Origin of the sequence: Paenibacillus sp. FSL R10-2199, from assembly GCF_038000235.1 — a bacterium.
Taxonomy (GTDB): Bacteria; Bacillota; Bacilli; order Paenibacillales; family Paenibacillaceae; genus Paenibacillus_AQ; species Paenibacillus_AQ phytohabitans.
In genome coordinates this window covers 6,039,887-6,054,667 of the sequence record NZ_JBBOBO010000001.1, presented here as the reverse complement: position 1 = coordinate 6,054,667, position 14,781 = coordinate 6,039,887, and the positions used below count along the sequence as shown (strand labels likewise).

Sequence of the window (14,781 nt, the reverse complement as noted above, 5' to 3'; positions counted from 1 at the left end):
ACATCGTGCATGAAGATTAAGACAGGAATAGGGGAGGTATATATATGACTAAGCTGGTAGTCAATAATATTACAGAGCTGATCGGCGGTACGCCGGTTGTACGCTTGAACCGCATTACCGGGCCGGAGGATGCGGAGCTGTACGTGAAGCTGGAAATGTTCAATCCCAGCGGCAGCGTTAAGGACCGGGCTGCATATAATCTGATCCTGCAGGCGGAGCTGGACGGGCGCCTGCAGCCCGGCGGGACGATCATCGAGCCGACGAGCGGCAATACCGGCATCGGCCTGGCGATGAATGCGGCGGCGAAAGGGTATAAGGCAATCCTGATCATGCCGGATAATATGACGAAGGAACGGATCAATATCCTGAAGGCCTACGGAGCGGAGGTTGTGCTGACACCGGCGGCAGAGCGGATGCCGGGCGCTATTGCCAAGGCAGTAGAGCTGGGCAAAGAGATTGCCGGGAGCTTCATTCCGCAGCAGTTCGAGAATCAGGCGAATCCGGACATTCACCGCATTACCACCGCTCCGGAAATTCTGGAGCAGATGGAAGGCCGGCTGGACGTATTCGTAGCTACATCCGGAACAGGCGGCACGATTACCGGCACAGGAGAAGCGCTGCGTGAGCAGCTGCCGGAGCTCCGCGTGGTTGTCGTGGAGCCGCAAGGGTCACCGGTGCTCTCCGGCGGCAAACCCGGACCGCATAAGCTGGTGGGCACCAGCCCCGGATTCGTGCCGGCGATTCTAAATACCGGCATCTATAATGAGATTGTGCAGGTATCCGATGAAGATGCACTGGATATGGTAAGGAGGTTGGCCAGTACCGAAGGGATCCTGATTGGTCCTTCCGGCGGAGCAGCAGTATGGACAGCCTTGCAGGAAGCCCGGCGCCTTGGCCGCGGCAAGCGGGTGCTGTGCATTGCTCCCGATACTGGTGAACGCTACCTTAGTATGGGTATATTCGAATAACTCCACTGGAGGGGACCCTATGAATCGCGTGAAGAGAAGTTCCCGGCACCGGCTGAAAGCAGCCGGACTGATTATTCTTATGGCGGCAGTAGTCTTCGCCTTGTCCGGCTGTTCAAGGACAGATGGCAATGACAATGCAGGCGGTGCAGAATCTTCGGCCATGCCATCACCTGTGGCGCAGAGTCCGTCGCCTGTCCCGCAGCAGACCGCTGTCCCGCAAACGGCGGACCCTACTGCAGCCGCCGAGGGTACCGAGTCGCCTGCCCTGGCGGCATTCCTCGATCCCGCCAAGCTGCAGCCTGTCTTCGGCTTCGCCGACGAGACCGGGAGTCATATTCTTGTGACCTCGCAGGAAGAGGGAAGCGGGGAGCAGATGGAATCCCTGAATACCGCTATCGGCAACGGAGGCCAGGTACTGGCCGTGAAGTTCGGGAAGCGGCAAGCGGGGAGTGAGAACAGCAATGGACGGGAGCTGGCGAATAATTTCGCTAACCTGGCCGGATTTGTCTACACGGTAGAGAGTGGCGCAGCGAAACCGGATGAAACCTATTATCTGGCTGATTCCGCCCTCTTCCCGCCGGCTGCCTTGCTGGAGCTTCAACCGGCTGACCCGGCTGCTCCGCAGCTTGCCGCCGGAGATCCCGTGCGCAAGAGCATTGCTGCCGTTAAGCACCGGGAGATTCAGTCCGCCTGGAAGCTGGCTGATCTGGCCCTGAATAGGGAGCTGTATCTGGTCCAGTTCATAAGGCAGGATAAGGATATGCTGTTCAGTCTTGTCCTGAATGAAGACGGTAAGCTCAGCTTCATGGATTATCCTGCGGTTATTGAGAACGATGAATATTCGGTCTGGCGTGTCGATGACGGCGGGGAGATGCGGCCGGAGATGTTCTCGTTATTGTTTGCTGCACAGTCGGCAGACGGATTACTGCTTGGCCTGAACTGGTGGGGAGCGGAGGGCGTGAACTCCTTTTTCCTGCTGCAGCAAGGCAATGCCTTCAAAGAACTGGAGATCCAGTACGGCCGGTACACTTCTCCGATATAAGGCGGGATATAAATCCTTAGCGATGACAAAGGCTCCCCGTCACCTTTTGGTGACAGAGGAGCCTTTGCCGGATATAGCAGGAGGATTAGACTTCGTATCATAGAAGATCCTTCTTTTTTCCGCTGGTGCAGGGTCGTCCTTGTTGGCGGCACCGCCTTTTCCGCTTGGCTTAAATGCCTTCATCACAGGCCGGAACAGGATATACCCCAGCAGCCCGCCGAAGGTATTCAGAATGAGATCGTCCACATCAAAGGTTCCGATGTAGAATACCGCCTGCGAACATTCAAGCACTGCACTTAACGCCAAAGAACGCAGCAGGACACCGGTGAAGGAGCCGCCGCCTTTCCCGTTCGGGGACAGTAGCACAAGGAATATGCCATAAGGGATAAACAAGGCAATATTTCCCGCGAAATTAACCAGGGTAGTAGCTGTCAGATGATGATACGTATTGGTCAGGGTAGCGAGCGGAACAAAGTTTCCTGTGCGCAGACTGCCGGCAATATTATCCGGGCTCTTCTGCAGCTGCTGCCAGAGAAAGCTGAAGTTAATCGAACCAAACTTGAATAAGATGATTTTGAATAGTACATAGATGTATACGGCGAAAAGTGACTGCAACCCGTATATTCTCAGTTTGTGTGCCGGATTCATTCCGCATCACCGCCTTCTCTAGGTTATATTGTTATATGGCTTGGCTCTTATGGATATACCGTCATAATAACGCCGTCGATATTATTGCCCGAGAACTCCACATGCCGGCCTTCAGGGGTAGGAACCGGAGTATTTCCAGAGACCGCTATATAGGAAATCTGATATTCTGTATCGTTAACGGTAGCGGTAATCGTCTCCTGCTGCTTCAGATAATCCAGGTATTCTTCCAGGGTGAAATGCTTATCCCTCATAATGACGCTGTGCGGCAGGCCGACATAACGGAAATGCCAAGGCTCATACTGGATGCCGGTAATATCCGTCTTATCTTCAGGATAGCGCAGGATAAATCCGTAATCCCAGGCGTTGTCACGAAGCCATTGCCCTTCCGGAGCCTGGCTCATCGCCATCTGCGAGGAGCCGATATCAAGTGACAAGCCCAGATTATGCTCGCTATGGCCGGGTGGAAGGGCATATTCGGCTCCCTTCTCCTCATAGAGCTGCTTCTGCTCCGGGTTGTTCCGGTATCCGCTGCTGATCAGGAAATTCTGGACACCCTGCCCGGCTGCAGCTCCTATCATAATCGAGAATTGCTCCGCTACCTGTTCGGAGAGCATCGTCTTGTTGTCCAGCAGGCCATAGCCCTCGGTCAGCTCCTGATGCTCAGACAGATTCACAATATCTTTACTGACTCCCGCTTTATGTACAGGGTATTCTTTGTTGACGAGCAGCAGATTGCCCTGATGAACCCTGCTTTTAGGGATAACCGTCAGATTCTTGGAGCCGTGGTCTGTAAGGACTTGAACGATTGGGATGTCCTGTCCGGGGACAACAGCTTCTCTGCCTTGGTACAGCCCTTCATACCCAAGCAGACCGGCAAGAACAACCCAAAAAACCCACTTCTTCATTTCATCTTCCTCCTTGGACTCTATGTCTATAAGAATAGGGGAGTGAATTTAAAAAGAAGTGGGGTAAAGATAAAGTTTTTCTTAAATCTCTACTTGAGCAGACCCGGCAGCCGCACCTCAAAGAGAGTGCGGATCGTGTCACTCTGGACAGAGATCGTGCCGTGGTGCTGCTCGACGATATTTTTGGCAATGAACAGGCCTAGTCCGGTACTGCCTTCCTGATGTGTCCGTGCCCGGTCGCCGGTATAGAACATATCGAAGAGAAAAGGCAGCTCATCCCCGGGGATGCTATCGCCATAGTTGATCACCTGGACAAGCGCATTCTCCCCCTCCGGGTTGCAGCGGATATCGACATACTGGCCGTCTTTGCCATAACGCACGGCATTGGTCAGCAGGTTCTCGAACACCCGGGCCAGCAGCTCGCCGTCCCCGGATATTCTCATCTGCGGAGCCAGCGCAAGGCGGGCAGTCAGCCCGTTGTTCTCCAGCACAGGATATAGCTCTTCGTTCAGCTGGACGAGCAGCTCGCTTAGATCAAGCGGAAGCTTCTGGACGGTCAGCATGCCGTAATTCATCCGGGTAATCTCAAACAGCTCATCAATCAGCTTCTCAAGCCGCTGCGATTTGGTGTAGGCAATCGTTGTGTAATGCTTAACCTGATCGGCGCTTAACTGCCCGTCCTTCAGCACCAGATCCAGATAACCCAGCACGGAGGTCAGCGGTGTCCGCAGATCATGGGCCAGATTGAGCACTAGCTTGTCCTTGCTGTTCTCGGCGAAATCCCCGCGTTCTACCGCCTGCTGCAGCTTATCCTTGGCCAGATTCAAATCGGCGGCAATATCCTCGAACTCATCGCTGGAAGTGATGCTGATGCGGCTTTTGAAATCCCCGTTCGCCAGAAGGCGGATATGGTGGGAGATCTCTTTGAAATAACGGGCATACGGCTTGGTGAACAGGAAGAAGAACAGCAGAGCCAGCGGGATGAAGAAGATCAGGAAGAAATTGAGGTCGCCGAAATTGGCGATCATCCAGCGGAAGCGGGCCAGCGGGTCCTCCAGCTTAACCTGTGAGGTATAGTACATCTGCAGACCTTTATAGAGGGCAAAAGTAATGGCGCCGGAGCAGATCATGCTCAGAACGAGCAGGGAGATCATTTTGAAGCGGAAGCTGCGGAACAGATTAGCCATTGAATGTGTACCCTACCCCCCAGATCGTTTTGATCCACGTGTTTTTGGTCTGTTCTTCGCCAAGCTTCTTCCGCAGGGTGCGGATATGAACCATGACTGTGTTTCCGCCTTCATAATAAGCTTCGCCCCAGACCTGCCGGAAGAGATGCTCTGCACTGAACACCTTCTTGGGATAGCTGGCCAGCAGATAGAGGATATCGAACTCCTTCGGCGTCAGCTCAACCGATTGTCCGTACAGCGTGACCGACCGGCGGTCCGGATCAATGATCAGACCTCCCGTTTCCAGCACTGCCTTGTGCTCCGTAACCGGCTGATTCAGCTGCGTGGACCGGCGGAGCTGCGCATTCACTCTGGCGACCAGCTCCATAGGGTTGAACGGCTTGGTCATATAATCGTCGGCGCCGATGACAAGTCCGGTGATTTTATCCAGATCCGAAGTCTTCGCGCTCAAAAAAATAATCGGCAGCCCGTGCTTCTCCCGGATCTGCCGGGTCACCTCATACCCGTCCATGCCGGGCATCATAATATCCAATACCGCCAGATCAATATGCTGGGATTGGACCGCCTGCACAGCCGCTGTGCCGCTTGTGACCTTGATGGGGTGATAGCCCTCTTTTTCCAGATGCAGTCCGATCAGCTCGGCAATTTCCGCATCATCATCGGCGATAAGAATCGTAATACGTTTCATTTCAATGTCTCTCCTGTATAGTCAGCATGAATTCATACTTGATTGTGCTTTGTTCCTAGTGTACCCTATCGGATATGGTTTCGCGACCTGCTATTATTGTAAGTATGGAGTCCGGACGAGATAAGATTATTTTTAAAATACTTATATTTGTAACATTTATTGCCGGGCATAGCCCGAAAGAGTCATGCCGGGGAAGTCGCGGTAATGATAAAGTTATCTTCAGTATTAGGGAGGCGACAGCGACGTATACCCGAATTAAAGTGCTCATCCTGCTCATTCCAACACTTATGGTCGGCATCTGGGAGTTTGTGCGGCATCAGTTCCTGATGCAGTACATCTCCATGGACATGGGAAACTATTTAACGCCGGTGCTTGTCTTTCTGTTCAGTATTATTCTGCTGCTGCCGCTCTTCCGGATGCTTGAACGGAGCCAGCGGGAGCTGGAACGGGAGCGGGCGGCAACTACGGCGATGGAAGCACGTGAGCTGCTGGCCAAGGAGCTGCATGACGGGATGGCACAGTCGCTGTTTCTGCTCTCCGTGCGGATTGACCGCCTGGAACAGAACCGCAAAGACGGTGAGATCAGCGCAGAGAGCGTAGACCAGATCAAGAAAACAGTTCACGAAGTCAACCGTTATGTGCGTCAGGCCATTGCCAATCTGAAGGTGCCGGTCAGCGGCAAAGAAAGCTTCTCCCTGGAGAGGTCCATTCAAGAGCAGCTTGCCGGAATAGCCGGGGAAGTGATGATTGAGGTGTCGCTGGACTGGCATCTGGACGAGCAGGCGCTAACGTCAGCCGAACAGGCTGAGCTGTTGTCCTGCATCCGCGAAGCCATTATTAACGTGCGCAAGCATACGCGCGCAAGAAAGGTGTCCGTCTCCGGACAAGGCGATAGGCTGAATTGGAACGTGGCTGTTACCGATAACGGTGCCGGATTTGTGCATGCCGATCCTTTTGCGGTGAGCGGGAGCTATGGTCTGCAGATTATGAGAGAACGGGCACGCAGCATGGGCTGGAAGCTTAACTTACAATCCGGTTCTGCCGGAACAGTGGTAGAGATTGCGAAAGGGGGGACGCCGGATGGAACGCTGCCGGGTGCTGATCGTAGATGACCATGCGCATGCGCGTGAAGCCATGAGTGAAATCGTGGCGCTGGATGAACGGTTCGAAGTGATCGGCACTGTTGCGAGCGGGGCGGAGGCGATCGTCTGGACCGGACAATGGATGCCGGACCTGTTTCTGATTGACATCGAGATGCCGGGAATGGACGGGCTGGAGACTACGCGGCGCATTAAGCTGGAGTACCCGTATGTCAAGATCGTCATCGTCACCGTATCGGATGAGATCTCCTATCTGTTCGAAGCGCTCAAGCAGGGGGCGCAGGGGTATCTCCTGAAGAACCTGGCTCCGTCGACCTGGATTGAATATTTGCTGGCGATTGTAAGTGAGGAGGTTCCGCTGAGCCGGGAGCTGGCTTTTCAGATTCTGAAAGAGTTCGCCGTGACCTCCGTCAAGGAGGAGCGGGAGGCATTAACGGCGCGGGAGAAGGAAATACTGGGCTGTGTATCTTCCGGGTCAACGAATAAGGAGATTGCGGCCACCCTCGGGATCTCTGAGCACACCGTCAAAAACCACCTCAAAAACATTCTCCAGAAGCTCCAGCTTCAGAACCGCACGCAGCTCACCCGGTATGCCATGGAGCAGGGACTGGCTTCGCGGGAGCGGGATTTTCCGGGGAAAAGATAGAGCTTACAGAATGATAATGGGATTACATATGAGAGAAGGGGAGATCGAATTGAACAGACTTTTCCGTAAAATAGCAGCACTGGCCGTACCAGCGGCCGCAGCACTAATGGTATTCGCAGCCGTAGCTAGTGCGCATGTAACCGTCAGCCCTACACAATCGAGTGCAGGTGCCTGGGAGACTTACACGCTCAAAGTACCATCTGAGAAAGATATTGCTACAGTGCAGATCGATCTGCGCATCCCGGCAGGAGCTGCATTCAAGCAATATGAGGCTGCTCCCGGCTGGGACGTAACGGTGGATGGCGACAAGGTCAGCTGGATCGCGAACGGAGACGGCATTCTGGCCGGACAGTTCCAGCGCTTCTACTTCACCGTCCAGAACCCGGCCGCCGCAGGCGATATCGCCTGGAATGCCTACCAGCATTATGCCGACGGCAGCGTGGTCCAGTGGTCCGGCGAAGAAGGCTCGGAATCCCCGCATTCCATCACGGCGATCGCCGAAGCTTCCAGCGGAGGCAGCCACTCCCACGGCTCCATGGACATGGCGGATAACGGCACCATGACCATGGACGAGCATGAAGCGATTATGGAGGAAGAGGGTAATAGCTCCAGCGTGTCACCGATGCTGTACATTGCGCTCGGCATCTCGCTGCTGTCCTTCCTGCTGGCGGCGATTGCTTTGCTGCGGGGGAAGAAGGAGTAGGGCTGGGGCATAAGTGGCAACCGTCCTTTGTAGTAATATAATAACCCCGTGCAGGAAGGTGAGCTCCATCATCCAGCGCGGGGTTATTTGTACACTAAATCTGATCATACCCGGAATAATATAGGATTGGGCACAATCAACGGATAACAACTTTCATTAAGGGAGCAACCCCTTAGCTTGCAGTATAGAAAGTTTGGCTTCAGGAATCGCCCGTTGCAGTTCTCCGTTATACAGTTCAATACCTTCCCAGTGCACAAACACGAAAAAATCATCAGTAACCGGCACTTGACCGGTTAAATCCTGTTCATTGAAAGAATAAGCAATTTCCTGCCAGAAATCTTGTCGTTCCTTTTCGCAGTATAAACCCCCGCCTTTAAGATTCCAATATACATAAAGCGTCCGCAGCTTCTCAAGCAGCCCTTCATTCTCAATTCCGGTAAACCAAGTCGGCTGCATTTGAGTATCATTCCAGAGAGTATACTCACATTTCTTGTCTTCAAGCAGTTTCGCCCTTCTCTGCTCAAGTCCGGAATAATATTCCGGATCACTTCCTCCGCTGAATTCATCATTACTCAGATAAAGTCCAAAATAGCAGAGCCTATCATGACTGAATTTTTGGGCGGATTCTTTTAAAAGATTAATAGACTCCGTTACGGCTTCAGTAATCAATGCTGTTCTCAAAGTCAGTGCTTGAGATTCGTTCATATTGTTATACAGCATCTGATTCATTCCGTTGTAGATTTGATATAGCTCACCGGATTCATCGTACTTCAAATAAGTATTAGCGATATGCTGGTAATGATCTTTTCCTACGTATTTAGGATTGCGTATTTCAATAAGCCTTTCTTCTTCATAAATATATTCTTCGATGGTATACCTGTCTTTTGTACTCTCCAGATCAAGACCAGGCATCACATCGTATTCTACTGAATGTTCGGGCTTGCCAGCCTTACCGTAAAAAATCTTGATTGAATCTATCTTCTCTCTGACATACAGCCGTGTAATGATATGATCCGGGTGATAAGAAGTATATCCGACTCCATCAATTAAAAAATCGCAATACGTCACTCTAAGTCTGTTTTCATGATCAAATCCATAATATACTCCAGTGTCCTCTTCAGTAATCTCTCCCCGGCAGTCAGTATTGCGTTCAAACCAATAAGGTGCCAGATCATATCTTTTATCTGTAACAAACTCTGTCCGAACCACACTATCCTCTGCCTCTTTTTTGTAACGTTCATAATGTTCCTGTGCATCCACACAAATATTTAGATAATATTGCGCATCAATCATTTCTGTCAGCCCCTTCTTATCGTAAAATACATCTACTTCGGTAAAACAGTGTAGTCTACAGTTTATCTGCCAATGTATCCCAGGTAAGCTCAAGAATTCCGGTCATATGATCAGGCTCATCAGATACGTAGGTAACCACGGCATTCTTATCCGGAAGCACACCAACATATTGTCCATATGATCCGTCCAGGTGGTATGAATTAGGGTAAGAATTCATCCATAGCTGCTATCCATAGCCCTGCTGATAGTCTGCGGTTGCAAAGTCAGGAGTGAAATCGTCTGTCTTCATCTGGACGGAAGTCGCTTGTTCTACATAACTTGAAGGAAAGAGCTGTTGTCCGTTCCAAGCCCCTTTGTTCAGAAACAGCTGTTCGAATCTGGATAAATGCTCTGCAGTTCAGTGTAATCCTGAAAACTTGGGGGAATCCCAATGGGCATTTGTCCCACTTCAGAAATTCCGTTTCGTGAGTACAGGTATGTAAGTATTCCGGAAAAAATCTACCATAAGGTCATCAAGTTTACAATATCCCTTATAAACGGCAATCCCCACAGCCATGGAAGTAAAAGTTTTGCTTGCAGAATATAATAAGTGAGGCTGGTCCGCCTCAAAATCATGTCTGGCTATTAGCTCGTCGTTCTGCCTGATCACCACGTTCAAAATATGCCGGTTCTGTTCATTCGCAGATACTAATTCGTCTAATATAATATTACAGTGTTCATGGTTCCGCTTCCGTAAGCCACAAAGTTAAGATTATTTGGATTTTGCTTAGTCTTACTATAGCTGGATATGTATTATACTGTAAGTGACGTTGGTATGAAGTTTCTAATATCGAAATCAATTGGAGGAGTGTTTATCTCAATTTAGAAATAAATCTCGTAGACCGTGCTTAGGAGGTGGATATATGGCTGCGAACTTCAATGTAATCACTTTTACCAAAAGCATAATTGATTTAAGTTGGCTATTCGAAGCCGTTCAAGAAAGAGGGTATAACGCTAATATTAATCAGATTGAATCTATCGGAAATTGGGAGTTCAACGACTTAATAAACCACCCGCATGATGTTGAGATAGCGGAAGTCCTCGCGCTTCTTGAGAAAGGCCGAATTATATTAATATTTGGTGAAGTCCAGTCCAATAAGTTTGTGATGATGTTAAGTAAGACCGGAACCACCTATGAAGCAGGACTGTCTCTAGATACAAAATACATAGATTACTTAGACAGAGATACGCTTAATGATGTTACTCGTCCTATCTATGATGAAATTTCGAACCTATTGTTATCTTCTGAAATGGTGAATAATTTACTTGTTTCTGCATTAGGCGTCGAGGTGGTTGTGGACTACGATGAGGATTTTCATAAGATGCATCTTGATAGTCATAATGTGGCGAGATGGGTTTTTGGCACCGAAGAGGGTGCAGGTGAGCGTGATCTTATGGGTTACACGCGGGTAGCTGCTGGTATTTGGGATAGAGAGGGTTAAGTTCTACAGATACGAGATATGAGAATAGCTAATTACGATGACTAGAAGTTCTTCAGGCGGAGATGAGCGAAGTGAGATTCAAGCTATTGATTATTGTGCCGATTGTCATTTTATTAATATCATGTAGTGCTGAAACTAATGTTCATTCTTATAAAAAAGGGGACAACAGGGAGACTGTTCCTGCATTAAGCTACAAAGTTGAAAGTGATAGTTATGCTCAAAACAATATTAACATTACATATCCAAAGCTGGTTGATTTACCGAATGATACAAAGGAAGAAGTTATAAATGACCTGATACGGGTAGAGGCGCTTGGTGTTCTTGAATCTTATTCATTAGATTTGGATAGTCACAATACTTTGGAAATAGACTATCAGATTACATATAAAAGTGATAAGTTCCTAAGCATTCAATATATTGGTTCAGCTCTTAATAAGGGAGGAGCATATCCGTTAAATGTTTTTTATACAACAAATATAGATGTGGATAAAGAAATTAAAGTTAAATTAACCGACTTACTGGAGATCGATGAGGCATTCGTACAAGAATTAAAAAATGGAATCTACAGAAGCTATGATGACAATTTGAATTTGCGAGAGGAAGGAGTTATGAGGGATTATTGGAGCGGGATTAAAGACCAGGAGTTACTTAATGATTTAAAATATACAGATGAAGCGGACGGGGCAAATAATTCAGTGATATTTAGTTATCTCACTCAAGATTCACTGGGGATAAGTCTTTCAGTTCCTCATGCGTTGGGAGACCATCTTGAAATGGAGATCGGTTATGAGAAATTGAGCGAAAATATAAAGGGTGATAATAGCCCGTGGGACTAGTGAAGGAGTATTTATTTTACAAATAAAACCTATAAGTACTACGCCATTTTGCTGAAGATGGAATCACTGTAACTTTCGCTGACTTGCCGGGCTTCAATTGTAATATAGTTGCAAGCACATGCTGAATATTTAAGTAGGAGGTTCATTATGAAAATAGTCAACATAACATTTCCAACTTATCTTTCAAGTATAGAAAACATAGAAAACGACAATATTGATGTCTTCGTAGAGCTAGAGGATGGTGTTACATACACTATGGTTGTGGCTACACCCCAAAATTATTATTGGTATATGGACAAGGAAGGGCTTGATTATGTGCCACCGTCTCCCCCAGATATTATTGTAAGAAGCCTAACGGAAGATAATATCCGGAAAGCTATTGAGGCTTTTGCAGCGGATGATGCTTATTGGATGAAACTTTATTTTCTATCAGGTAAAAGAACAGGTGTTTTTGACATGGATAGAATGAATAAGATGTTGGCAGAAATTAAGAGAATAAATGATGAGATTTTAAATGTTGAATAAGGCGAGGTGAAATGATTTAGAAAACATTTTTCAGGGGAGTAGTGATGATAAGGGCAATTTGTTAGAGTTAGTTTTTAGCACAGTTTATCCGGAATCAATGGGTCTTTAAGAACCAATAAAATGATCTCTATAGAGATTATGGGAAATTATCGGATTTTAAAAGGAGTTCCTTATTTTGAAGATGAATGGTAGTTGTTCTTTCATAATACGTAATGAAACTATAGATTTTGATGACATTACTAGAAGGTTAGCAATTAGACCAACTTCAATCCAGAAGAAGGGGCAGGCCATCAGAAAAGGAGCAGTGAGTCAGGCTCCCTTTGATATTTGGCGATATGAAGTGATAATCTCTGAACATGTTGAACCGGAAGAAGCATTTGAGCTTTTACTGAATGATTTAACTTCAAACTTTAAAGAAATTAATGAGTTAACAGGTCTATATAAAGATGTTGGAATTGATTGTTACTTGAGATCGGATTATGGCCAAATGGGCTTGCAGCTTACGACGGAAATGATGAAGAAAATATCGATTTTAGGATTAGGGCTTAATATACATATTCTTTCCTTTGGTGGGGTTGAAGAGGATGACTAGTGCGAATAGTATTAGTGTGTTTTATTTAGAGGATACGGAACTTGCAGAATTTGAGGCTTCTAACAAAGGTTATCGAAATGATGTTTATGTTATGATATTGAACGATTTATTTAATATAAAGGTTTATGATATCGTGCGTCTTAAACAGGATTTTGAATTGGAGTCAGAGAGTTACGGGTATTACTCAGTCGAACCTAATTTGATTATAGTAAAGGAAGTAACTAAAGAAGCTATAGAATTTGTTGTGAAGAAGTTATATGAGCAGAAGTATTTGGAGTCTATTAAGACTGTTGATGATGATAAGCTTATAGAATATTTTCAATAATGAAACACTCAGAACTACAGGTGGTAATTGCTGCTTATGGTTTCTTTTTTATATATCTAAGTTACCCCTATTAATAGTTCGTGGGAGGAAGTTATGAAAGTTGAAACGTATTTAAAGAAACCCGATTTAATATTGCCCGGCAACTTTATGGATGAACCCAACAAATATTTTATTCATATGGACAATGAAATTGAAATTGAAAAGTACATCCACAAATTTGATCTTAGATATCTGGATGGTGCTATTGTGATCGAATGGAACTACAAAATCGTTCTGGATTATAACTTGTGGGACTCGGTAAATTGTTTGTGGGACTATTTAATGAATGCGTTAGAAGAATATTTGCAAATGGGAAAAGGGGACTTTCTTTTTCCTGATCAGCCCATAAAATTTGAAATGATAAAAGTGAATTCTTATTATATGGAATTGAAAGTTGGAGATGGGAAATACGGACACTTCAAACTTCCCAGTGAAGAATTTATTCATGCTCTATTAAATGGGGCAGAACATTTTTATAGAAGATACAAAGAGTATTTCAATAGTCATAATAATGCGTTTTATCATTCGAAAATAGCTGAAATTAGAAGAAGTTTATATTAAGAATAAAAAATACGCGTAAGATACGGGAAAGGACAGGGGATTCATGTCAATCTCAGCCTCTATAAATATAAGTTTGAGCAATCATAGTTGTGAATGCTTATCGCTACCGGATTTGTTTCAGAATTTTGAAAATGAAGGTTGGACATATGTAAAAAGTAATGGGGAGATTACTATACTGCCTTTGGGTGATGATGACGATTATAATTGGACATCTAGTGTACTTAATAGAGACAGCTTCTTCGATATCTTGAAAAAAAAGCAGGATCAAAAAGAGATTGTTGGAATTGAGTTAATGCGGGTAGATTCTGATGTTGGATGTGAGTTACTTATCTTTAATACAAATCAAATGATGTTTAGTTTATCAATAGCAAGAAAGAAAATTAATGCAAAAGATGATATAGATATTACTGATTTTAGTTGGTATTTGGAACGTATTTTGCCGGTTTTAAAGAATTTACAAGTGGAACAAATAAGCTGTGAACAATTTTAGTAAGGTGTTTTTATTATGGTTCTGATTGAGGTGCTTAGAGGCGATAATTATACGATTTCATATAAATTAATTCAATATGAAGGGCTGATATAATATCTTTAAGATGGAGTTAACATTTGAGAAGCCGTTGGAAAGTATACCTGAAACAGAATACTTAATATCTGATTTAGAACTTGATGATGAAGTGGCTATTCTAATGTGTATATGCAAAGCATTTGAAATTTCACAATCTGTAGCTTTCGTTGTTGGTGGTTTTGGGCAAGATAATTGGCCTGTTGATTGTAGAACGGATCTATGTACTGTTATTGAACAAGTTCCTGATATATTAGGGAAAACAAGAGCGGGTATATACTCCTTTGAATTAGATTTCTACGAACAGGGAATTGAAAGACGGCTCCTATTCAAGGAGGATACAAATCTTGTTAAGGTCACTTGCATTAGTCGTACTAAATGGGAACCTCATCCAAGTTCAATGGTTATGGAAAAGGCCGTAGTTTCCAAAATATTCGAAAAGATTTATAGTGATTTTTGGCATTTAAGCGCTGTGTTGTGTGAAGGGATACATAAGAAATTTTCACGTACTTGCAGTTAGCCCTGATACTTTTATTTATGCACCATCCTATTACGTTATTGAATTTTATCATAATGGTGATATATATTTTGTTAACGGGAAACGGTAGTTTCATTCGAGAGAGTATTAATAAAATAAATGCAGAAAAAGAAACTAGCCTGGACGGTTAACGTCCGGGCCA

At 46.1% G+C, this 14,781-nt stretch carries 19 protein-coding genes; 13 read left to right on the top strand and 6 right to left on the bottom strand.

Going from position 1 to position 14,781, the window contains the following annotated elements:
- The first annotated feature begins 44 nt into the window (after positions 1–44).
- Both cysK and NYE33_RS26705 read left to right on the top strand, forming a co-directional pair.
- Positions 45–968: a cysteine synthase A gene (cysK, locus tag NYE33_RS26710; protein ID WP_042136199.1), complete on the top strand. Its 924-nt coding sequence runs from the start codon at positions 45–47 to the stop codon at positions 966–968.
- 19 nt (positions 969–987) lie between these two features.
- Positions 988–2,010, top strand: coding sequence for a hypothetical protein (locus NYE33_RS26705; RefSeq protein ID WP_076245257.1), 1,023 nt, complete (start codon positions 988–990; stop codon positions 2,008–2,010).
- A gap of 39 nt (positions 2,011–2,049) precedes the next feature.
- On the opposite strand, the gene NYE33_RS26700 is transcribed toward NYE33_RS26705, so the two are convergent.
- From NYE33_RS26700 to NYE33_RS26685, 4 genes are all read right to left on the bottom strand, one after another.
- Positions 2,050–2,658, bottom strand: a complete 609-nt coding sequence (locus NYE33_RS26700; protein WP_076245259.1) for a VanZ family protein — start codon at positions 2,656–2,658, stop codon at positions 2,050–2,052.
- A 47-nt stretch (positions 2,659–2,705) separates the two neighbouring features.
- Positions 2,706–3,563 (bottom strand): M15 family metallopeptidase, encoded by an 858-nt coding sequence (locus NYE33_RS26695; RefSeq protein WP_076245262.1) that lies wholly within the window; start codon positions 3,561–3,563, stop codon positions 2,706–2,708.
- A gap of 89 nt (positions 3,564–3,652) precedes the next feature.
- Complete coding sequence (locus NYE33_RS26690; RefSeq protein ID WP_341068254.1) at positions 3,653–4,750, bottom strand: sensor histidine kinase; 1,098 nt, start codon at positions 4,748–4,750, stop codon at positions 3,653–3,655.
- Complete coding sequence (locus NYE33_RS26685; RefSeq protein ID WP_042136202.1) at positions 4,743–5,438, bottom strand: response regulator transcription factor; 696 nt, start codon at positions 5,436–5,438, stop codon at positions 4,743–4,745. Before NYE33_RS26685 ends, NYE33_RS26690 begins: the two co-directional genes overlap by 8 nt.
- Positions 5,439–5,725: 287 nt before the next feature.
- Here NYE33_RS26685 and NYE33_RS26680 point away from each other — a divergent pair, with 287 nt between their 5' ends.
- Genes NYE33_RS26680 through NYE33_RS26670 form a run of 3 tightly spaced genes read left to right on the top strand, consistent with a single transcriptional unit; the run spans position 5,726 to position 7,887 of the window.
- Positions 5,726–6,550 (top strand): histidine kinase, encoded by an 825-nt coding sequence (locus tag NYE33_RS26680; RefSeq protein WP_042141068.1) that lies wholly within the window; start codon positions 5,726–5,728, stop codon positions 6,548–6,550.
- Complete coding sequence (locus tag NYE33_RS26675; protein ID WP_042136203.1) at positions 6,519–7,184, top strand: response regulator; 666 nt, start codon at positions 6,519–6,521, stop codon at positions 7,182–7,184. Before NYE33_RS26680 ends, NYE33_RS26675 begins: the two co-directional genes overlap by 32 nt.
- 49 nt (positions 7,185–7,233) lie before the next feature.
- Complete coding sequence (locus NYE33_RS26670) at positions 7,234–7,887, top strand: YcnI family protein (protein ID WP_052421820.1); 654 nt, start codon at positions 7,234–7,236, stop codon at positions 7,885–7,887.
- Positions 7,888–8,043: 156 nt separating this feature from the next.
- Here NYE33_RS26670 and NYE33_RS26665 read toward each other — a convergent pair whose 3' ends face one another.
- Together NYE33_RS26665 and NYE33_RS26660 are read right to left on the bottom strand one after the other, a co-directional pair.
- Positions 8,044–9,180 carry a hypothetical protein gene (locus tag NYE33_RS26665; protein WP_042136204.1) on the bottom strand — a complete coding sequence of 379 codons (1,137 nt, stop codon included), beginning with the start codon at positions 9,178–9,180 and terminating at the stop codon, positions 8,044–8,046.
- Between the two features lie 55 nt (positions 9,181–9,235).
- Positions 9,236–9,397, bottom strand: a complete 162-nt coding sequence (locus tag NYE33_RS26660; RefSeq protein ID WP_231575354.1) for a hypothetical protein — start codon at positions 9,395–9,397, stop codon at positions 9,236–9,238.
- 685 nt (positions 9,398–10,082) lie between these two features.
- On the opposite strand from NYE33_RS26660, the gene NYE33_RS26655 reads away from it, so the two are divergent.
- The 8 genes from NYE33_RS26655 to NYE33_RS26620 all read left to right on the top strand — a co-directional run bounded on the left by NYE33_RS26655 (position 10,083) and on the right by NYE33_RS26620 (position 14,621).
- Positions 10,083–10,661, top strand: a complete 579-nt coding sequence (locus NYE33_RS26655) for a hypothetical protein (RefSeq protein WP_042136205.1) — start codon at positions 10,083–10,085, stop codon at positions 10,659–10,661.
- A 71-nt stretch (positions 10,662–10,732) separates the two neighbouring features.
- Positions 10,733–11,497 carry a hypothetical protein gene (locus tag NYE33_RS26650; RefSeq protein ID WP_042136206.1) on the top strand — a complete coding sequence of 255 codons (765 nt, stop codon included), beginning with the start codon at positions 10,733–10,735 and terminating at the stop codon, positions 11,495–11,497.
- 147 nt (positions 11,498–11,644) lie between these two features.
- Positions 11,645–12,022, top strand: a complete 378-nt coding sequence (locus NYE33_RS26645) for a hypothetical protein (RefSeq protein WP_042136207.1) — start codon at positions 11,645–11,647, stop codon at positions 12,020–12,022.
- 181 nt (positions 12,023–12,203) lie between these two features.
- Positions 12,204–12,614, top strand: coding sequence for a DUF4279 domain-containing protein (locus tag NYE33_RS26640; RefSeq protein WP_231575417.1), 411 nt, complete (start codon positions 12,204–12,206; stop codon positions 12,612–12,614).
- On the top strand, positions 12,607–12,939 hold the full coding sequence (locus tag NYE33_RS26635; RefSeq protein WP_042136209.1) for a hypothetical protein: 333 nt from the start codon (positions 12,607–12,609) through the stop codon (positions 12,937–12,939). The genes NYE33_RS26640 and NYE33_RS26635 overlap by 8 nt, the downstream gene beginning before the upstream one ends.
- Positions 12,940–13,032: 93 nt before the next feature.
- Positions 13,033–13,539 carry a hypothetical protein gene (locus NYE33_RS26630; RefSeq protein WP_052421821.1) on the top strand — a complete coding sequence of 169 codons (507 nt, stop codon included), beginning with the start codon at positions 13,033–13,035 and terminating at the stop codon, positions 13,537–13,539.
- Positions 13,540–13,582: 43 nt separating this feature from the next.
- Positions 13,583–14,029, top strand: coding sequence for a hypothetical protein (locus NYE33_RS26625; RefSeq protein WP_042136210.1), 447 nt, complete (start codon positions 13,583–13,585; stop codon positions 14,027–14,029).
- Between the two features lie 103 nt (positions 14,030–14,132).
- Positions 14,133–14,621, top strand: a complete 489-nt coding sequence (locus NYE33_RS26620) for a hypothetical protein (protein ID WP_052421822.1) — start codon at positions 14,133–14,135, stop codon at positions 14,619–14,621.
- Positions 14,622–14,781: the final 160 nt, after the last annotated feature.